General features: G+C 41.7%; 14 protein-coding genes. 5 read left to right on the top strand and 9 right to left on the bottom strand.

Annotation, left to right across the window (positions count from 1 at the left end):
• Positions 1-28 precede the first annotated feature (28 nt).
• The 9 genes from M1E96_RS03500 to M1E96_RS03540 form a co-directional block, all read right to left on the bottom strand.
• A complete protein-coding gene (locus M1E96_RS03500) occupies positions 29-1,393 on the bottom strand; it encodes an MFS transporter (RefSeq protein WP_272580390.1) in 1,365 nt (454 codons plus the stop codon).
• 541 nt (positions 1,394-1,934) lie between these two features.
• Positions 1,935-2,822, bottom strand: a complete 888-nt coding sequence (gene cyoE / locus M1E96_RS03505; protein WP_070926781.1) for a heme o synthase — start codon at positions 2,820-2,822, stop codon at positions 1,935-1,937.
• 12 nt (positions 2,823-2,834) lie between these two features.
• Positions 2,835-3,167 (bottom strand): cytochrome o ubiquinol oxidase subunit IV, encoded by a 333-nt coding sequence (locus M1E96_RS03510; RefSeq protein ID WP_070926779.1) that lies wholly within the window; start codon positions 3,165-3,167, stop codon positions 2,835-2,837.
• Positions 3,168-3,782 (bottom strand): cytochrome o ubiquinol oxidase subunit III, encoded by a 615-nt coding sequence (locus tag M1E96_RS03515; RefSeq protein WP_140181908.1) that lies wholly within the window; start codon positions 3,780-3,782, stop codon positions 3,168-3,170.
• Positions 3,772-5,763 carry a cytochrome o ubiquinol oxidase subunit I gene (gene cyoB / locus M1E96_RS03520; protein ID WP_272580389.1) on the bottom strand — a complete coding sequence of 664 codons (1,992 nt, stop codon included), beginning with the start codon at positions 5,761-5,763 and terminating at the stop codon, positions 3,772-3,774. Before cyoB ends, M1E96_RS03515 begins: the two co-directional genes overlap by 11 nt.
• Positions 5,764-5,767: 4 nt before the next feature.
• Complete coding sequence (gene cyoA, locus M1E96_RS03525; protein ID WP_272580388.1) at positions 5,768-6,715, bottom strand: cytochrome o ubiquinol oxidase subunit II; 948 nt, start codon at positions 6,713-6,715, stop codon at positions 5,768-5,770.
• Positions 6,716-7,143: 428 nt separating this feature from the next.
• Positions 7,144-7,917 carry an outer membrane protein OmpK gene (locus M1E96_RS03530; RefSeq protein WP_070926775.1) on the bottom strand — a complete coding sequence of 258 codons (774 nt, stop codon included), beginning with the start codon at positions 7,915-7,917 and terminating at the stop codon, positions 7,144-7,146.
• 246 nt (positions 7,918-8,163) lie between these two features.
• Complete coding sequence (locus tag M1E96_RS03535; protein ID WP_319066948.1) at positions 8,164-9,675, bottom strand: MFS transporter; 1,512 nt, start codon at positions 9,673-9,675, stop codon at positions 8,164-8,166.
• 249 nt (positions 9,676-9,924) lie between these two features.
• Positions 9,925-10,503 (bottom strand): YajG family lipoprotein, encoded by a 579-nt coding sequence (locus M1E96_RS03540; RefSeq protein WP_070927057.1) that lies wholly within the window; start codon positions 10,501-10,503, stop codon positions 9,925-9,927.
• 488 nt (positions 10,504-10,991) lie between these two features.
• Between M1E96_RS03540 and bolA the strand changes: the two genes are divergently transcribed.
• The 5 genes from bolA (at position 10,992) to lon (ending at position 18,306) form a co-directional block, all read left to right on the top strand.
• The gene (bolA, locus tag M1E96_RS03545; RefSeq protein WP_140181915.1) at positions 10,992-11,318 is read left to right on the top strand and encodes a transcriptional regulator BolA; all 327 of its coding nucleotides are present in this window, start codon (positions 10,992-10,994) and stop codon (positions 11,316-11,318) included.
• Positions 11,319-11,674: 356 nt separating this feature from the next.
• Positions 11,675-12,979, top strand: coding sequence for a trigger factor (gene tig / locus M1E96_RS03550; RefSeq protein ID WP_070926770.1), 1,305 nt, complete (start codon positions 11,675-11,677; stop codon positions 12,977-12,979).
• A gap of 679 nt (positions 12,980-13,658) precedes the next feature.
• Entirely contained in the window at positions 13,659-14,279 is a 621-nt protein-coding gene (clpP, locus tag M1E96_RS03555) for an ATP-dependent Clp endopeptidase proteolytic subunit ClpP (RefSeq protein ID WP_070926768.1), read from the top strand.
• A 102-nt stretch (positions 14,280-14,381) separates the two neighbouring features.
• Positions 14,382-15,659: an ATP-dependent protease ATP-binding subunit ClpX gene (gene clpX / locus M1E96_RS03560; protein ID WP_140181917.1), complete on the top strand. Its 1,278-nt coding sequence runs from the start codon at positions 14,382-14,384 to the stop codon at positions 15,657-15,659.
• Positions 15,660-15,867: 208 nt separating this feature from the next.
• A complete protein-coding gene (gene lon, locus M1E96_RS03565; protein WP_070926764.1) occupies positions 15,868-18,306 on the top strand; it encodes an endopeptidase La in 2,439 nt (812 codons plus the stop codon).
• Positions 18,307-18,327: the final 21 nt, after the last annotated feature.

An 18,327-nucleotide genomic window follows, 5' to 3' on the forward strand; every position in this document is an offset into this window, starting at 1 on the left:
CTCGAAACAACAGAAGGTGCAGTTATCATCAAAATTGTGAGATAACTGTTTCTAACTGCTCTCTTGATGTGGCTTTTCTATCGACTTTAAGATACACACTGTATTCTTGGGCAACAACGACAACGTCAATAACACCGGGTTGTGATGCTAACAATGCTTGCAACCGTGTGCTATCTGTAAGGTGGCTAGGTAATTCTAAGCGAATACTACTGACATAAGGTGGTTGCTGCATGGTTAAGCTAACAATAAGCCAGATTGCTGTTAATAATAATCCACCAATAAACACCGCAGCGGCGCCATTAACATCATATAACCAGCCACCAAGTATTCCCCCGATAGCAACACCGATAAATTGGCTGGTGGAATAAACCCCCATTGCAGTCCCTTTATAGCCAGCAGGCGCTTCTTTACTGATCAGTGAAGGCAGAATGGCTTCCATGATATTAAAAGCAACGAAAAAGAGTTGTAGGCCGACAAAGATCACCCATAAATGATCACCTGATAGCCATAGCGTGATTTCAGCCAATGCGAGTAGGGTAATACAAAAAATAAATACCTGTTTCATTTTACGGTGTTTTTCAGCATAAATAATGAAAGGTAGTACTGAAACAAACGCGACTAACATGGTGACTAGGTAAGCTTTCCAATGATCTTTGGCTAAATAGCCCGCTTTTTCCATAAGTAACGGCAAAGCTACAAAGCTAGACATTAATAATGTATGTAAGCTTAATATACCAAAATTGAGTTTAAGTAATTGTGGCGCCGTTAGAACTGCTCGTAGGTTACCTTTCACAAAGGCGGATTCACGGTTAGTGACGTGATTATGGCTATTAGGGACAACAAATAGAGTAACGACGATGGCTCCGCCTGCCAGTAGCGTTATTCCCCAAAACAGCCCACTCAAACCAACCCAATGGGTAATAATAGGACCCAAAACCAACGCGATAGCAAAAGTTAAACCAAAACTAATCCCCAAAAATGCCATCGCTTTAGTACGGTTTTGTTCTCTGGTCAAATCTGACAGTAAGGCCATAACCGCTGCGGAGATTGCCCCTGCACCTTGTAAGGCACGGCCAATAATAATACCCCAGATAGAATCACTCATGGCTGCCAGCACACTGCCAATAATAAAAATGATCAATCCGAATACAATGAGAGGTTTACGACCGATTTTATCTGACAGTAACCCAAATGGAATTTGGAAAATGGCTTGGCTTAATCCATATATTCCGATAGCTAAACCCACTAAAAATTCAGTAGAGCCTTTTAAGTGGATGCCATAACTGGTCAAGATAGGTAATACCATAAACATCCCTAACATGCGTAGGGAAAAAACAGATCCTAACCCCCAAGTAGCGCGGAGTTCGTTAGGCGTCATTTTGTTGTCATTCATAAATACTCGTCATACTTCAAGCTGTAGCTGTGTTGGCTTCATTCACTAACCCTAGTCACATACTTTTGTATGCTCCTAGGGATTAGTTACATTTGCCGCCTTGCTACAACTTGAATTATTTAGAGTATTCTACTCGTGAAACTTCAAGCTGTAGCGGTGACCTCTTTAATTACAAACGCTATTCACATCATTACTCATGGGGTTAGGGATTAGTTGTCTAGCTGAACCCCGAATCTTTAGAGTAGATAATTATTTACTAGTCAGAAAGGCTTTGTTTATCTAGCTATTTTAGAAGTGAATATCTCGTTATTAGAACATAAAAGTTATTCAGTAGGGTAGGCTAATTAGTGCAAATAAAAACGGCAGGACAAGCCTGCCGTTAGAATTAATATGGTTATACTCGTCATCCTTCAAGTTGCAGGGCTTTTCGTTAAGGTATAAGGGACTAAGCTTAGCTAGCCGAATTACATCGTTTATCCATGCTCATCGGCTATCTTCTCTTGTCGCTTACCTGCAACTCGAATTATTTAGAGTATAGAAATTATCTCACCAAAGCTATAACAGTATCGGTTGAAACTGTCGGATCAACTGACATCATCACGCTTAATGAAGTAATCGCAACGATGGAGAAGATAAACAGTTTACGAGCCCAAACACGGTCATCATTTTCGGTTTTAAAACCAGAAATTGCCATGCCAAGCCACCAAAGACTGACCGCAGCACCCACCACGAGGTATTTATATCCTGCGTAACCACTGATGGCTAACATCAAAGTGGCAACCATAAATGCCAAGATGTATAAGAAGATATGTGTCTTAGCGACAGAGATCCCCTTAATAACTGGCAAAACAGGAATATTGGCTGCTTTATAGTCTTTAAAACGGAAAATCGCGATAGCATACGAATGTGGCATCTGCCACAAACTGAAGATCAATAACAGGATCAGTGCACCTGTATCAAATTCGTTTGTGACTGCGCAGTAACCGATAACCGGTGGCGCTGCGCCTGATAAACTACCAATTAGCGTGCCATAGACTGATTTACGTTTCATATATAGGCTGTAAATACCTACATAAACGATGAAACCAATTACCGCAAGGAGCATTGCCAGAGCATTAGCTGCTACAAGAAGTAGCAGCATGCCAGCAATACCTAATGCAGCGGCGTAAATCAGGCTAATTTTCGGGTCAATCAGCCCTTTAACTAAAGGGCGATTCTTCGTTCTTTCCATGATACGGTCGATATCACGGTCGATATAGTTGTTAAAAACACAACCAGAAGCCACGACCAGTGATACACCCAGCAAAGTCGCAATAAACAGCGGATAATCAATAGTGCCTTTTGAGGCCAGTAGAAAACCGCCGATCACAGAAATTAGATTTCCGAAAATAATTCCTGGCTTGGTCACTTGCAGGTATTGCTTAAACATATCGGCAACTCTTTAGTCGAGCATCATATTGATGTTCAGGTTGTACATAATCCACAGAGAGCCAACGACAACGATACCGATGATTAGCATAGTGAACAGGAATGCTACCAGGTTCCAGCGCTCATCTGATGAAGTATTCATGTGCAGGAAGCATACTAAATGTACGAGGATCTGCACAACAGCCATACCAACAACTGTCCAAAGGATAGCTGCTTGTGAAGCTGTGCCTTCCATCACCATCCAGAAAGGAATGACTGTCAAAATAACCGACAGTATAAAACCAATCATGTATGTTTTTACGCTACCGTGGCTTGCTCCAGTGTGAGCATCTTTTGCATGACTCATTTAAATAGCCCCCAGAAGATAAACAACGGTAAATACACAGATCCAAACAACATCTAAGAAGTGCCAGAACAAGCTCAGGCAGTTCAAACGAGTTTGGTTCACGTCAGTAAGACCACGACGAGTGACTTGAATCATCATAATAATGATCCAAATCAGACCAGCAGTTACGTGCAAACCATGTGTTGCAACTAAAGCAAAGAAGCCAGACAAGAAACCACTACGATCAGGGCCAAAGCCTTCAGCGATCAGTTCGTGGAATTCATAAACTTCCATGATAACGAAGCCAAGACCGAGCAGGAAGGTTGCGAACAGCCATAAATTGACTTGTCCAATCTTACCTTTATGCATTGCAATCATGGCGAAGCCGTAGGTGATACTACTAAATAATAGTAGGAAAGTTTCACCTAAAACGAACTTCAAACTGAAGATATCTTTACCTTCAGGGCCGCCCGCAGTTCCATCAGCCAGAACAACATAAGTTGCAAATAAACTGGCGAACAGAATAAGGTCACTCATGATATACAGCCAGAAACCAAATACTTTAGTTCCGCCTGCATCGTGGTGCCCATGCTCTGCATGGGCTGCGTTATGATTAGTCATAGTGTTAGTTGACATCGTTCACACCTGCCTTACGTAGGTCTTCAAAGTGCTTATTCTCGATTTCCTCGATTTCAGCAACAGGTACGTAGTAATCAACATCTTCGTCGAAGCTTTTTGCAATCCAAGTAACAATCATGCCACCGAAACCAACGATTGCCAGCCACCAGATGTGCCAGATCATCGCGAAACCTAAAATCAAGCTAAATGCAGCGATAATCACGCCAGCGCCTGTATTTTTTGGCATATGAATTTCTTCATATGAAGTCGGTTTCTTATGAGCGATGCCTTTTTCTTTCATATCCCACCATGCATCGCGAGTTTGAATATTTGGCTCAATCGCGAAGTTGTAGAATGGTGGTGGAGAAGAAGTTGCCCACTCCAGTGTACGTCCACCCCATGGGTCACCGGTTAAGTCGCGGTTTTCATGGCGGTCACGGATACTCACAATGATTTGGATAACTTGACATGCAATACCGATAGCGATCAATGCAGCACCACAAGCAGCAGCAACTAACATTGTATGGTATGTAGGGTCAATGTTTTGGCTTAAACGACGGGTCATACCCATGAAGCCAAGAATGTACAACGGCATAAATGCTAAGAAGAAACCAGTGATCCAGAACCAGAAGGCACGAACACCCCATTTCTCATTCAGAGTAAAGCCGTACGCTTTCGGGAACCAGTAAGTCATACCTGCGAAACAACCAAATACAACACCACCAATGATAACGTTATGGAAGTGAGCGATCAGGAATAGACTGTTATGCAGAACGAAGTTTGCACCTGGAACCGCTAGCAGAACACCAGTCATACCACCAACAGAGAAGGTGATGATGAAGCCGACAGTCCACAGCATTGGCGATTTAAACTCAATACGACCTTGGTACATAGTGAATAGCCAGTTGAAGATCTTAACCCCAGTTGGGATTGCGATAATCATCGTAGCGATACCAAAGAAGGCGTTGACGTTTGCTCCTGAGCCCATCGTAAAGAAGTGGTGCAACCAAACGATGAAGGACATCACGGTAATAACGATAGTCGCCCACACTAAGGAAGTGTAACCGAATAAACGTTTTTTGGAGAAAGTCGCTGCAATTTCTGAGAACACACCGAATACTGGTAGAACAAGAATATACACCTCTGGATGGCCCCAGGCCCAAATCAGGTTGATGTACATCATCATGTTGCCGCCCATATCGTTAGTGAAGAAATGGGTGCCCAGATAACGGTCAAGAGTCAGAAGGGTAATAGTGACAGTTAAGATAGGGAATGCTGCCACGATCAGTACGTTAGTACACAGTGCTGCCCAGCTGAATACTGGCATTTTCATCATCGACATACCCGGTGCACGCATACGGATAATGGTCGCAATAAAGTTAACACCAGTTAATAGAGTACCAATACCGGATATCTGGAGACTCCATATCCAATAATCCACCCCGACCCCGGGGTTGTACTCCAAGCCAGATAATGGCGGGTAAGCCAACCAACCTGTTTGAGCGAATTCACCAACCCCTAAAGAGATGTTGATTAAAACAACACCCACTACAAAGAACCAGAAGCTCAATGAGTTAAGGAATGGGAAAGCAACGTCACGCGCACCAATTTGCAGAGGAACAACTAAGTTCATCAGACCAACAACGAAAGGCGTAGCCATGAAGAAAATCATGATAACGCCGTGCGCGGTAAAGATTTGGTCATAGTGGTGAGGGTTTAAGAACCCTTCTTGGCCAGCAGAAGCAAGTACTTGCTGACCACGCATCATGATGGCATCCGCGAAACCACGGAACAACATGACCATTGCGACAATGATGTACATGACACCAATTTTTTTATGGTCAACAGAGGTTAACCATTCTTTCCACAACCACTTCCATTTACCGAAATATGTAATCGCACCAACTAGCGCCAAGCCGCCAATAACGATAGCAATTAGTGTGATAACGATAATAGGTTCATGGAGCGGAATTGCGTCTAGTGTTAATTTTCCGAACATGCCCTTATTCCTCAACGCCAGTATGAGCAGAATGGCCCATATTCATAGTGTGACCTGTATTTTCATCTTTCGATTCAACAGGAGCGTGACCCTTATGGTGCTCATGGCCAAACTTGAGAACGATGTCGTTATACAGGTTTGGTTTCACGCTAGAGAAGTAGGTAACAGGAACGTTTGTGCTAGGCTTCGCGACTTCGTCGAAAGCTTGCATGGTATCCATTGTTTTCGGTGAAGCTTTCACCTTTTGTACCCACTCATCAAAACCTTGACGATCAGCCGTTGCAATCGCATTAAACTTCATATCAGAGAAACCGTGGCCACTATAGCTTGCAGAGAAGCCTTTGTAGGTACCTGGTTCATTAGCGATTAGGTGAAGTTTAGTTTGCATACCTGCCATTGCGTAGATTTGGCCACCTAAAGATGGAATGAAGAACGAGTTCATCACCGAATCAGACGTAATTTTGAAGTTAACTGGGACACCAGTAGGGAATGCGATTTCATTCACTGTTGCGATGCCTTGCTCTGGATAGATGAATATCCATTTCCAGTCAGCTGAAATAACTTCAATAGTGACAGGTTCCTGATCACTGACTAATGGCTTATATGGGTCAAGCTCATGAGTCGTTTTCCAAGTGATAGTACCTAGAATAATGATAATGATGATAGGAACAGTCCAGCAGACTAACTCAATTTTATTTGAGTGAGCCCAGTTAGGACGGTAGGTTGCTGATTTATTGGATTCACGATATTTTCTAGCAAAGATAAACGCCATGAAAATAACCGGGATCACAACAACGAGCATTAAGCCGATTGCAATAAGAATCAGCTCTTTTTGTTTAACGCCAACGGCGCCTTTAGGATCCATCAACACCATATCGCAGCCACCTAATAGGAAGGCAGCAGCAACCAGTGAGATTGCCCCAATGCTTTTTTTGTAGTTCATAAGTCTCATCCACGACCCCAAATGACAAAGATTCTAATTGTCGTTTCATCAGTGGGGGCATTCTACGGTAAGGTTATGTGAGTGTAAACAATTGTAAGGTAAAGAAGCTGGATTGTTAGCTCTTTATGTTAATATGATCACATGTGAAGAACTTATGATGAAAAAGTTAAAGCTTATCTAATTTATAGGCATTCTTTGCTAAAACAGAGCAGATTTTAAAGTATCTTTGTCATTTATCAAAGAAAAATATATACAAAAGTGAGCTAAAAACAGGGGAACTGATATGAATGTTAAATAAAATGGTAGGTAAATATACGATTATTTATCAAGATAAGGCAGTTTTCACTACCTTATCGGCAAAATAGCTAAGAAAAATTTTTACTTCATTGAAAATAAAAGAGTGTTTTTAAAATTTTATTACAATCAAATAGGCCGTCTTAGAACGTATACTTTAATGTATAAATGATCGCATCTTGATAAAAATCATCACCCAATTTATTGTCTGCATAGCGGTATTGGACACCGGCTGCTAAGTTTGGTGTTGCATTCCACCAAAATGCTAGCGCCCCGTTCACCCCATCACGTCCGCCATTTCCGTAACGCTTATGACGAGCAAACTCCATTTCATGCCAGTTAGTGATCATGAAGTTTTCTTCAAACATCTTAAAGCCATAGCCTGCAACCCAACCAACGACATAGCCGTTATTGCCTGAATAGTAAGTTTGGTCAACATAGTGCATTGCCACAAAAGGTTTAAACCACAGATCACCAAATGAAGTGTTATAACCTAAACCGTATAACGTATTGACTTCATGGAAATTACCGCCATATTTCGCACCTGGCATTGACCATGTACCATATACGTGACCATAGACGTTGAAACCAGTATCACCTAAATAGAAGCGACCTGTTGTTTTGATGGTATAGCGTTGGTTGCGTCCCGGTTCTGTACGACGTTTGTGGAATGGGTTTTCTACATCAAAAAAGCCGTATAGCTCACCCCAATTAAAATTAGCTCCGCCTTCTAATTCAATATAAGCAAAGTCTTTTTTACGAGTGGTATTTTCTGATTTAGTTTCAGTGCGGTGAGACCAGTCTAGATAGTTGACATTGATATCCGCGAAACCATTCTGATAGCCTAAAAAGTCGTCAGCATTGGCCGTTCCAGCTAAAGAAGCGATTGCCGCGACGCAGAGAAGTTGTTTTTTCATGATATATTATTTTCGTTTGAGTATTAACGAGATTTATTGTTGTCAGCCAAAAGGCTGATTAGCCCTTAACATGTGAGATATTAGACTTTTCATTTGCAATAAAAAAATATATTTCACGCAATGAGTGATGTCTGTCACGTTATGGCGATGGATATATCAATATTTGCTAGTCAGATCTAATTTAAAAGGTCAATAAAAACCCTAACCGAATTAATTTCAGTTAGGGATGATTTCATTGTTAATATTTTATTTCTTAACTATTTTGCGGACAGCGAAGAAATCGAGACAGCCACCAATGATTAAACTGAGTGCACCAATACTTGCGCCAGTATTGAAAATAAAGTTTTTATATTCAGGTAATGCAAGCCAAAGAGAGATGTAATTGGTGAATAAGTAAATTTTGACTGAAGCAAACGAGGTAAATAAGAGAGTTAATAGCCATAGAGCCAATATACCAATTGCGGTTAAAAGGATATAAACGGCAATTTTATACGCTTGTGGGTACAGCTCCCTGCGTTGGAATAACCCTGTGGTTTGCGTATAGGCTAAAGAGGTTTTACAGGCAAGTAATAGAAGGATACTGGGTACCGCAACAACAATTGAAATAAGATAGAAGGTTGGCCAGCCATAAGAAAGTACCACAATACTGGCAACTGGGCCGATGTACACACGAGCTATCGCCGAAAGTGCGGATAATAAAGCGAATTGTGTTGCCGACAATGATTTATTACATAATGTCATCAATAACGCTACGAATGCCGCGGTTCCCATCCCTGAAAAAATATTTTCGATAACAATGATTGAACCCATACTGATAATGTTTGGTGGCGTTACCGCAAGGAACCAGTAGCCGATGTTTGAAGCGCCTTGCAAAATACCAAACACCAATAAGGCGTTAAAGAGGCTCATGTTCTTCATGAGGTAACCACCAAACAAAGCCCCAAAAATAGTGGCAGCCATACCGACGGTTTTATTGACAGCGGCAACTTCACTTAAGGTAAAACCAAGGCCACTCAATAAAAAGTTAGTACTTAGCGCCATTACAAATGCATCACCCATCTTATAAAACACGATTAATAAGAGGACTAACCATGCATTGTTACGGCTAAAAAATTCGGAAAGTGGCTTATAAATCGCATCTTTCAGAGAGGTAGGAGGGGTCCCATTATCTTCTGGCTCTTTGGCGAGTAGCGTTGCAAAAACACCAATTAGCATCAGCCCTGCCATTACCATATAGAGCTGTTGCCATGTGAGGAATTTATCTGCCATCCATAATGCGAGCCCGCCAGAAACTAACATGCTGATGCGGTAGCCCATCACAGAAACCGCAGCCCCAAATCCTCGTTCTTCAGCGCTGAGTAAGTCTGTTTTGTAGGCATCAAAAACAATATCTTGCGAGGCAGAGCAAAAAGCCACCATAACTGCGAACGCAGCGAGCCACCATAAGTGCTCCGTTGGGCTCATGAAACCCATCGCTGCAATGCTGATGATCAAGAGGATCTGCGTTGTTAGTAGCCATCCTCTACGGCGCCCAAGAAAAGAAGGGGTATACCTATCCATCATTGGAGACCAAAGAAATTTTAATACGTAGGCTTGGCCAACAAGAGAAAAGAAACCAATCGTTTTTATATCAACATTTTCGACGGTCAACCAGGCCTGTAGCGTACCTGCTGTCAGTGCTAGAGGAAGGCCAGAAACAAAACCTAATAGGATTAAAATGACTGAGTTAGGCAGCTTTGGTAATAACGAGTGGGACATAATCTTCCTAATATGTGCTTGGTAGATACTCGTCATAGTTCAATTGCAGCGTTTTTGGTTAGGGGGCTAAGATCACTGACGCCAGTCGCCGTATTTTTATCCTCTTACCGCTCGCTTAGCTGCATCTTGAATTATTTAAAGTATATTTAAAATACCAATTGTTTTGTAAAAGTGGCGCTTCCGTGTTCTTTTAACTTATATATAGATGATGAGAGCCTACTACAAACAAACTCTCATCATAACGTGAAATTACCGCGCGTTTTGACGGATAAACTGGGTTAACTCTTGGTCATTAGCCATATCAGCGATTAAATCAGTTAAAGCAAGATTGATGGCTTTTTCGATTTTTTCGTTACTTGCGCCAAGTAATTCTTGGTTGTTGTAATTACGCGTAAACGTACGTGATTTGGTTGAGCCATTAGGTGCTGTGGCTGTAACCGTTACACTTGAATTGACAGTAATATTATGGCGTAAGCTCCCCTCAGAGACTTGAGCATTGAGTTGATTTAGCTGGACAACGAGGTTCACATTAGCAGGTGAGGACACCATAAAACCACGAGCGGCCATTTGTTTTTCAACGGCTTCTTGCATTAAATAACGAGGATCACGAGAAGGTGATAGCACCACTAAACTACCATTACGATTGATCTCTGTTAGTGATTTTGAGGTTCTATTATCCACACTACTCACACTAATTGCGGTTGCATTGAGTGTTGGGTTACGTGCAGGTAAAGTGATCTTAGGTTCAAGCGATAAGGTATTGTTGCTGGTTGCACAACCCGCTAGAAGAAATAGTGCAAAAAGAGGAAAACACAGTTTTCTTAACATAATTTTTTCCAGTTCATCTTTCTTAATTGAGTGTGTTCCGCTATGGTGTAACACTCATCCATTGAGTTAGGGTATATACTCGAAATCCTTCAAGTTGCAGTGTTGTTGACTACGCTCAGCTAGCCGAGTCATAGAGTTTATCTATGCTCCTCGTCTATCTTCACTTGTCGCCTAACTGCAACTCGAATTATTTGGAGTATATACTCGTCATACTTCAAGATGCAGTGTTGTTGACTACGCTCAGTTAGCCGAGTCATAGAGTTTATCTATGTTCACCGCCTATGTTCGCTTATCGCCTACCTGAATCGCGAATTATTTAGAGTATAAATTGCCATTTGACGCTTCTTTCTTATGAATGGTTAGACAACTATTTCTGAAAAAATTCGTCAAAGTAGGTATTAATCATATCATTGTGAATGATTCTCCACTATCAGTACAAAAAAAGATAATGAAGAACGATAATCTAGGAGCAATTTAGGAGTTATTTTATGGGGCACAACATGCAATCTCATATCCAGCAAAAGTTACAGGCTGCCTTTGCGCCAGTTCATTTGGAAGTGATTAACGAAAGCTATCAGCACAACGTTCCTGCTGGTTCAGAAAGCCATTTTAAGGTCGTACTCGTGAGTGAACTATTTGAAAATAAACGTATGGTTGGTCGCCACCGTGAAATTTATGCTATTTTGGCGGACGAACTAGCGGGGAGTATTCATGCATTAGCCCTTCATACTTATACTCCTACTGAGTGGGAGGGATTAGCAGATACTGCATTAAACTCCCCTGCATGTCGTGGTGGTGGTAAAACAAACGGTTGATTGACATATAGAGACCGTTACTGTCATTGTGATGGAATAATTGATTTCGTTTTATGATGTCAACATCCATATCGGTGGTGATTTTTTCTTCAATTTGCTTGAAGAATGTTTATTTTAGTCAGAAAAGTCACAAATAAAGAGGAATAATCGCTTCTTTTATCAGCTTTTCTCGACTCAGAGCATCCGCATCGGTATAATGTTGCGTCTAATTTTCAGTAAGGTTTCGGGACGCTTCTGATATCAGGGATGACCGTTGTGAAAACAACGCCCCGGTTCTGGAAGGGAGATGGTCATTATGATTTAATGGCATAACTCTGGAGTAGACCGATCACTAAGATTTTTTTTGAGGTAAGAAGATGCAAGTTTCTGTTGAAACGACTCAAGGCCTTGGGCGTCGTGTAACAATCACCGTTCCTGCTGCCGATATTGAAAAAGCAGTAAACAGCGAGCTAGTCAGCGTCGCGAAGAAAGTACGTGTTGATGGTTTCCGTAAAGGGAAAGTACCAATGAACATCGTTAAGCAGCGTTACGGCGCGTCTGTTATGCAAGACGTTCTGGGCGATGTGATGCAACGTAACTTCATCAACGCTATCGTTGAGCAAAAAATCAATCCAGCTGGTGCGCCAAGCTACAAGCCTGAAATGCTTGAAGATGGTAAAGATTTTGTTTACTCAGTGGAATTCGAAGTTTACCCAGAAATCGAACTGAAAGGTCTGGAAACTATCGAAGTAGAAAAACCAGTTGTTGCTGTTAAAGATGAAGATCTGGAAAACATGCTGGAAACTCTGCGTAAGCAACAAGCTCAATGGAAAGAAATCGCTGAAGCTGCAACTGCTGATTCACGCATTACTATCAACTTCACTGGTTCTATCGATGGTGAAGAATTTGAAGGTGGTAAAGCAGAAGATTTCGCACTGGTTATGGGCGAAGGTCGTATGATCCCTGGCTTTGAAGATGGCATCGTTGGTCACAAAGCAGGCGAAGAGTTCGATATCGAAGTTAACTTCCCAGAAGATTACCATGCTGAAAACCTGAAAGGGAAAGCAGCGAAATTTGCTATCGTTCTGAAGAAAGTTGAAGAACGTGAACTGCCAGAATTCACTGAAGAGTTCATCAAGCGTTTCGGTATTGCTGATGGCACTTTAGAAGGCCTGCGTGCAGAAGTACGTAAAAATATGGAACGTGAGCTGAAAAATGCGGTTCGTAACCGTATTAAAGCACAAGTTCTGGATGGTCTGGTTAACGCAAATGAAATCGACGTTCCAGCTGCTGTCGTTGATGGCGAAATCGACGTTCTGCGTCGTCAAGCTGCTCAACGTTTCGGTGGTAACGAACAACAAGCGATGGAACTGCCTCGTGAACTGTTCGAAGAACAAGCAAAACGTCGCGTTGTTATCGGCCTGCTGTTAGGTGAAGTGATCAGCTCTAACGAACTGAAAGCTGACGAAGATCGCGTTAAAACTCTGATCGAAGAAATGGCATCGGCGTACGAAGATCCAGCAGAAGTTATTGAATACTACAGCAAAAATAATGAGCTGATGAACAGTGTTCGTAACTTAGCGCTAGAAGAACAAGCTGTTGAGAAAGTATTAGAAGCAGCTAAAGTAACTGAAAAAGAAACTAACTTCACTGAACTGATGAATCAAGTTCAAGCTGGCTAATTTCATTTTTTAAGTTATGCAAATTAGAAACCCGTGATGCTATGCTGCATTGCGGGTTTTTTGTCAATTTGATTATACTCGTCATACTTCAAGTTGCAGCGTTGTTGACCTCGTTCAGCTAGCCGAGTCATAGAGTTTATCTATGCTCCTCGGCTATCTTCGCTTGTCGCCTAGCTGCACTTCGAATTATTTTGAGTATAAAATAGTCTTGAAAATAACATTTTTGCCCTAATTTGATTAAAGGCGGCACGGTATATTTTAGTTATATTGGCTGAATAATGTCGGGTTAATGTAAGCAACAAATCCGTGAATCCTTACAGACTTGTGTTAAACTATTTTAAAGTGCGTCTTATTTTCTACGACATAATCACTCTATGCTCTAAACTATTCAAGGTCAGCTAGGGACAAGCGCATGAGATACTAGGTGCATATATAAGTGTGTGGCTAGCGTGGGTAAGCGAAGGCAACAATGCTGGAACTTGAAGCATGACGAGTATAAATAAGTGCACATTTCTTCGAAGGCTTTTTAGTCAACTTAAAAGCGTAGAAGCTGTGAGATGATTGTGATTTATGCAAGATAAAGATAATTTTTAAAGACAAACTGTTTGTTTGCTGCCCAAAAGATAAGCAAACAGTCAACTTAGGCGCAAGCACCAGAAAGTTTTAATAGGAGATTTCGATGTCACATTTTGGCGGTCAGGAAAACCTAGCATCCCAAATGGCACTTGTGCCAATGGTCATTGAGCAGACCTCTCGGGGTGAACGTTCATACGATATTTATTCACGTCTGTTAAAAGAACGTATTATCTTCCTGACAGGTCAGGTGGAAGATCATATGGCGAACCTCATCGTCGCACAGATGCTATTTCTGGAAGCAGAAAACCCAGAAAAAGATATCCAGCTTTATATCAACTCGCCGGGTGGTGTGATCACCGCGGGTATGTCAATTTATGACACCATGCAGTTTATTAAACCTGATGTTAGTACGATTTGTATGGGGCAGGCTTGCTCTATGGGCGCTTTCTTGCTGACTGCTGGGACAAAAGGTAAACGCTTCTGTTTGCCAAACTCGCGTGTGATGATCCACCAACCTTTAGGGGGTTATCAAGGTCAAGCGACAGATATTGAGATCCACGCTCAGGAAATCCTGAAAGTTAAGTCTCGAATGAATGAATTGATGGCATTGCATACGGGTAAATCGATTGAAGAGATTAACCGTGATACTGAACGTGATCGTTTCTTATCTGCAAATGAAGCCAAAGAATATGGGTTGGTTGATCAAATTTATACCAGCCGTTAATTAGTTAGGGGATTCCCTGAATATTGAAGAAATTTATTGCCCTGTTTCGGGTTATCAGATGGTAATTAAACAGGGCAATTTGACGATAAGTGAGGTCAACTGATGACAGAAAAGCGCAAAGAGGGGTCAGGTAAACTGTTGTACTGCTCTTTCTGCGGAAAAAGTCAGCACGAAGTCCGCAAGCTGATTGCAGGTCCGTCAGTCTATATCTGTGATGAATGTGTCGATTTATGCCTCGACATCATTCGTGAAGAGATTAAAGAACTAGCTCCTCATCGTGAACGCAGTGCACTGCCGACACCCCATGAGATCCGCGAGCACCTTGATGATTATGTCATAGGTCAAGAACAAGCGAAAAAAGTTCTTGCTGTCGCAGTGTATAACCACTACAAACGTTTACGTAATGGTGATACCACTAACGAAGGTGTAGAACTGGGTAAAAGTAACATTTTGCTGATTGGGCCAACAGGTAGTGGTAAAACCCTGCTTGCTGAAACATTAGCGCGTTATTTGGATGTCCCTTTCACCATGGCGGATGCCACAACATTAACAGAAGCCGGTTATGTAGGTGAAGATGTTGAAAACATCATCCAAAAACTGCTCCAAAAATGCGATTATGATGTAGAAAAAGCCCAACGTGGTATTGTTTACATTGATGAAATTGACAAAATTTCTCGTAAATCAGATAACCCATCGATCACCCGTGATGTTTCAGGTGAAGGTGTGCAACAAGCGTTGCTAAAACTGATTGAAGGCACGATTGCAGCAGTTCCACCACAAGGTGGCCGTAAGCATCCTCAGCAAGAGTTTTTACAGGTTGATACCTCTAAGATCTTATTTATCTGTGGTGGTGCTTTTGCTGGCCTAGATAAAGTGATCGGTCAGCGTTTAAATACACGTTCAGGCATTGGTTTCGCAGCAGAAGTGAAAGGCGAATCTGAAAAAATTACTGAAGGTGCATTATTAGCGAAGACTGAGCCAGAAGATTTGATCAAATTTGGTTTGATCCCTGAGTTTATTGGTCGTTTGCCAGTTGTGGCAACATTAACAGAACTTAGTGAAGAAGCATTGATCCAAATTTTACAAGAGCCGAAAAACGCATTAACTAAGCAATATCAAGCGTTATTTAACCTTGAAGGAACTGAATTAGAGTTTCGTGAAGATGCGTTAAAAGCAATTGCTAAAAAAGCGATGGCACGTAAAACGGGGGCCCGTGGCTTACGTTCTATTGTGGAAGCTGCGTTGTTAAACACAATGTATGACCTACCTTCTATGGAAAATGTAGAAAAAGTGGTGGTTGATGAAAACGTTATTAACGAACAATCTGAACCATTACTGATCTACAGCAAGCCTGATGCTCAAGCCTCTGGTGATAATTAACACCTAAGATTTAGCAGTAACAATTTATGAATGAAATGAGGGTTATCCCTCATTTCATTTTTTATCTTCAATGACCCATTGAATGCTAAAATCTTATCCCCATATAGTTTATATTCTGAGTGTGGTTTCTTTGCTCCTAAAATAAACATTTTTTGAGCAATTGTTGGAAACCCTTAAACTAGCGCAAGCTAAACGAAGAGAGAGCTTTATGAATCCTGAGCGTTCCGAACGCATTGAAATACCAGTATTGCCTCTGCGTGATGTAGTGGTGTACCCACATATGGTGATCCCACTGTTTGTTGGACGTGAAAAATCCATTCACAGTCTGGAAGCAGCGATGGATCATGACAAGCAAGTAATGCTCGTAGCTCAAAAAGAAGCTTCAACTGATGAGCCTGGAGTCAATGACCTATTTTCAGTTGGTACTGTTGCTTCAGTTATCCAAATGCTAAAGCTGCCTGATGGCACCGTTAAAGTTTTAGTTGAAGGCCTAAGAAGAGCACACATTAGTAGCTTGACTGATAATGGTGAATATTTCATAGCACAAGCCGAATATTTGAAGTCAGAATCTGAGAAAAATAGCTCAGAGGCTAAAGATTTTTATAACGAAGCTGCTGCACCTGCGGCAGAGCTTCTTGATGAAAAAGAACAAGAAGTTCTTTATCGCACGATTGTTAGTCAGTTTGAGAGCTACATCAAACTCAATAAAAAAATTCCACCTGAAGTACTGACTTCACTGCATTCCATTGAGCAAGATCAGCTGGATAAACTTGCTGATACGATTGCCTCTCATATGCCATTGAAATTGGCTGATAAACAGCGAGTGCTGGAGATGGCAAATGTAGCAGAGCGTGTTGAGTTCCTGATGGCAATGATGGAGTCAGAAACTGAATTACTGCAAGTTGAGAAACGCATCCGCAACCGTGTTAAGAAGCAGATGGAAAAAAGCCAACGTGAATACTATTTGAATGAGCAAATGAAAGCGATTCAAAAAGAGCTTGGTGAAATGGATGATGCTCCTGACGAATATGAAGCGCTAAAACGCAAAATTGAAGAAGCAAAAATGCCAAAAGAGGCACATGAAAAAGCAGAAGCGGAATTGCAGAAGCTAAAAATGATGTCTCCAATGTCAGCTGAAGCCACGGTTGTGCGTAGCTATATCGACTGGATGGTTCAGGTACCATGGCACGCACGCAGTAAAGTAAAAAAAGACCTCGTGAAGGCTCAAGAGATTCTCGATACTGACCACTATGGTTTAGAGCGTGTAAAAGAACGTATTTTAGAGTATCTGGCAGTACAAAGCCGTGTCAGCAAGATCAAAGGGCCTATTTTGTGCTTGGTAGGGCCTCCTGGGGTTGGTAAAACCTCACTTGGCCAATCTATTGCTAAGGCAACTGGCCGCCAGTATACCCGTATGGCGCTAGGTGGTGTACGTGATGAAGCGGAAATCCGTGGACATCGTCGCACCTACATCGGTTCCATGCCGGGTAAATTGATCCAGAAAATGGCAAAAGTAGGCGTAAAAAACCCACTATTCTTGCTCGATGAGATCGACAAAATGTCATCAGACATGCGTGGTGATCCAGCTTCAGCCTTGTTAGAGGTATTGGATCCTGAGCAAAACGTCGCATTTAACGACCATTATCTGGAAGTTGATTACGATCTTTCTGATGTGATGTTTGTTGCAACATCAAACTCAATGAACATACCTGCTCCGCTGCTTGATCGTATGGAAGTGATCCGTCTGTCAGGTTATACGGAAGATGAAAAACTGAATATTGCTAAACAACACTTACTGTCGAAGCAAATTCAGCGTAATGCCCTGAAAAAAGGTGAATTAACCATTGATGACAGTGCATTAATTAGTATCATTCGTTATTACACTCGTGAAGCGGGTGTTCGTAGTCTTGAGCGTGAGATTTCGAAACTGTGCCGTAAAGCGGTTAAATCCTTATTGATGGATAAAAAGCTTAAACACATCGAAATTAATGCTGATAACCTGAAAGATTTCTTAGGGGTTCGCAAATTCGATTACGGCCAAGCAGATACTGAAAACCGCGTCGGTCAGGTAACTGGTCTGGCATGGACTGAAGTAGGTGGTGATCTATTAACTATTGAAACAGCTTGCGTACCGGGTAAAGGGAAACTGACTTATACAGGTTCTCTTGGTGAAGTGATGCAAGAATCGATTCAAACTGCCTTAACAGTAGTACGTGCACGCGCAGAAAAACTGGGTATTAACAGTGATTTCTATGAAAAACGTGATATTCATGTACACGTGCCTGAAGGTGCAACACCGAAAGATGGCCCAAGTGCTGGTATTGCGATGTCGACGGCGCTGGTTTCTTGTTTAACAGGTAACCCAGTTAAAGCTGACGTGGCAATGACAGGTGAGATTACCTTAAGAGGATTAGTTTTACCTATCGGTGGTTTGAAAGAAAAATTACTGGCTGCACATCGTGGTGGTATTAAAACGGTGTTAATTCCATTTGAGAACAAGCGTGATTTGGAAGAAATTCCAGAAAATGTTATTGCTGATTTGGAAATTCATCCAGTGAAAACGATTGAAGAAGTACTCTCTTTAGCATTAGTGAACCCACCATTTGGTGCGGAAGTCGTAAAAAATAAGTCGAAAAGAGTGAGCTGAATCAAGAAGTTTAAATAAAAA

This window comes from Providencia sp. PROV236 (assembly GCF_033676985.1).
In the GTDB taxonomy this organism is placed as follows: Bacteria; Pseudomonadota; Gammaproteobacteria; order Enterobacterales; family Enterobacteriaceae; genus Providencia; species Providencia manganoxydans.

Excerpts from the sequence above, each read along its gene's own strand:
- bolA (WP_140181915.1), top strand. The coding sequence starts at position 10,992 with ATGGGGCACAACATGCAATCTCATATCCAGCAAAAGTTACAGGCTGCC.
- M1E96_RS03500 (WP_272580390.1), bottom strand. The coding sequence starts at position 1,393 with ATGAATGACAACAAAATGACGCCTAACGAACTCCGCGCTACTTGGGGG.
- clpP (WP_070926768.1), top strand. The coding sequence starts at position 13,659 with ATGTCACATTTTGGCGGTCAGGAAAACCTAGCATCCCAAATGGCACTT.
- M1E96_RS03530 (WP_070926775.1), bottom strand. The coding sequence starts at position 7,917 with ATGAAAAAACAACTTCTCTGCGTCGCGGCAATCGCTTCTTTAGCTGGA.
- M1E96_RS03515 (WP_140181908.1), bottom strand. The coding sequence starts at position 3,782 with ATGTCAACTAACACTATGACTAATCATAACGCAGCCCATGCAGAGCAT.
- tig (WP_070926770.1), top strand. The coding sequence starts at position 11,675 with ATGCAAGTTTCTGTTGAAACGACTCAAGGCCTTGGGCGTCGTGTAACA.
- M1E96_RS03540 (WP_070927057.1), bottom strand. The coding sequence starts at position 10,503 with ATGTTAAGAAAACTGTGTTTTCCTCTTTTTGCACTATTTCTTCTAGCG.
- lon (WP_070926764.1), top strand. The coding sequence starts at position 15,868 with ATGAATCCTGAGCGTTCCGAACGCATTGAAATACCAGTATTGCCTCTG.
- M1E96_RS03510 (WP_070926779.1), bottom strand. The coding sequence starts at position 3,167 with ATGAGTCATGCAAAAGATGCTCACACTGGAGCAAGCCACGGTAGCGTA.
- cyoA (WP_272580388.1), bottom strand. The coding sequence starts at position 6,715 with ATGAGACTTATGAACTACAAAAAAAGCATTGGGGCAATCTCACTGGTT.
- cyoE (WP_070926781.1), bottom strand. The coding sequence starts at position 2,822 with ATGTTTAAGCAATACCTGCAAGTGACCAAGCCAGGAATTATTTTCGGA.
- clpX (WP_140181917.1), top strand. The coding sequence starts at position 14,382 with ATGACAGAAAAGCGCAAAGAGGGGTCAGGTAAACTGTTGTACTGCTCT.
- cyoB (WP_272580389.1), bottom strand. The coding sequence starts at position 5,763 with ATGTTCGGAAAATTAACACTAGACGCAATTCCGCTCCATGAACCTATT.
- M1E96_RS03535 (WP_319066948.1), bottom strand. The coding sequence starts at position 9,675 with ATGTCCCACTCGTTATTACCAAAGCTGCCTAACTCAGTCATTTTAATC.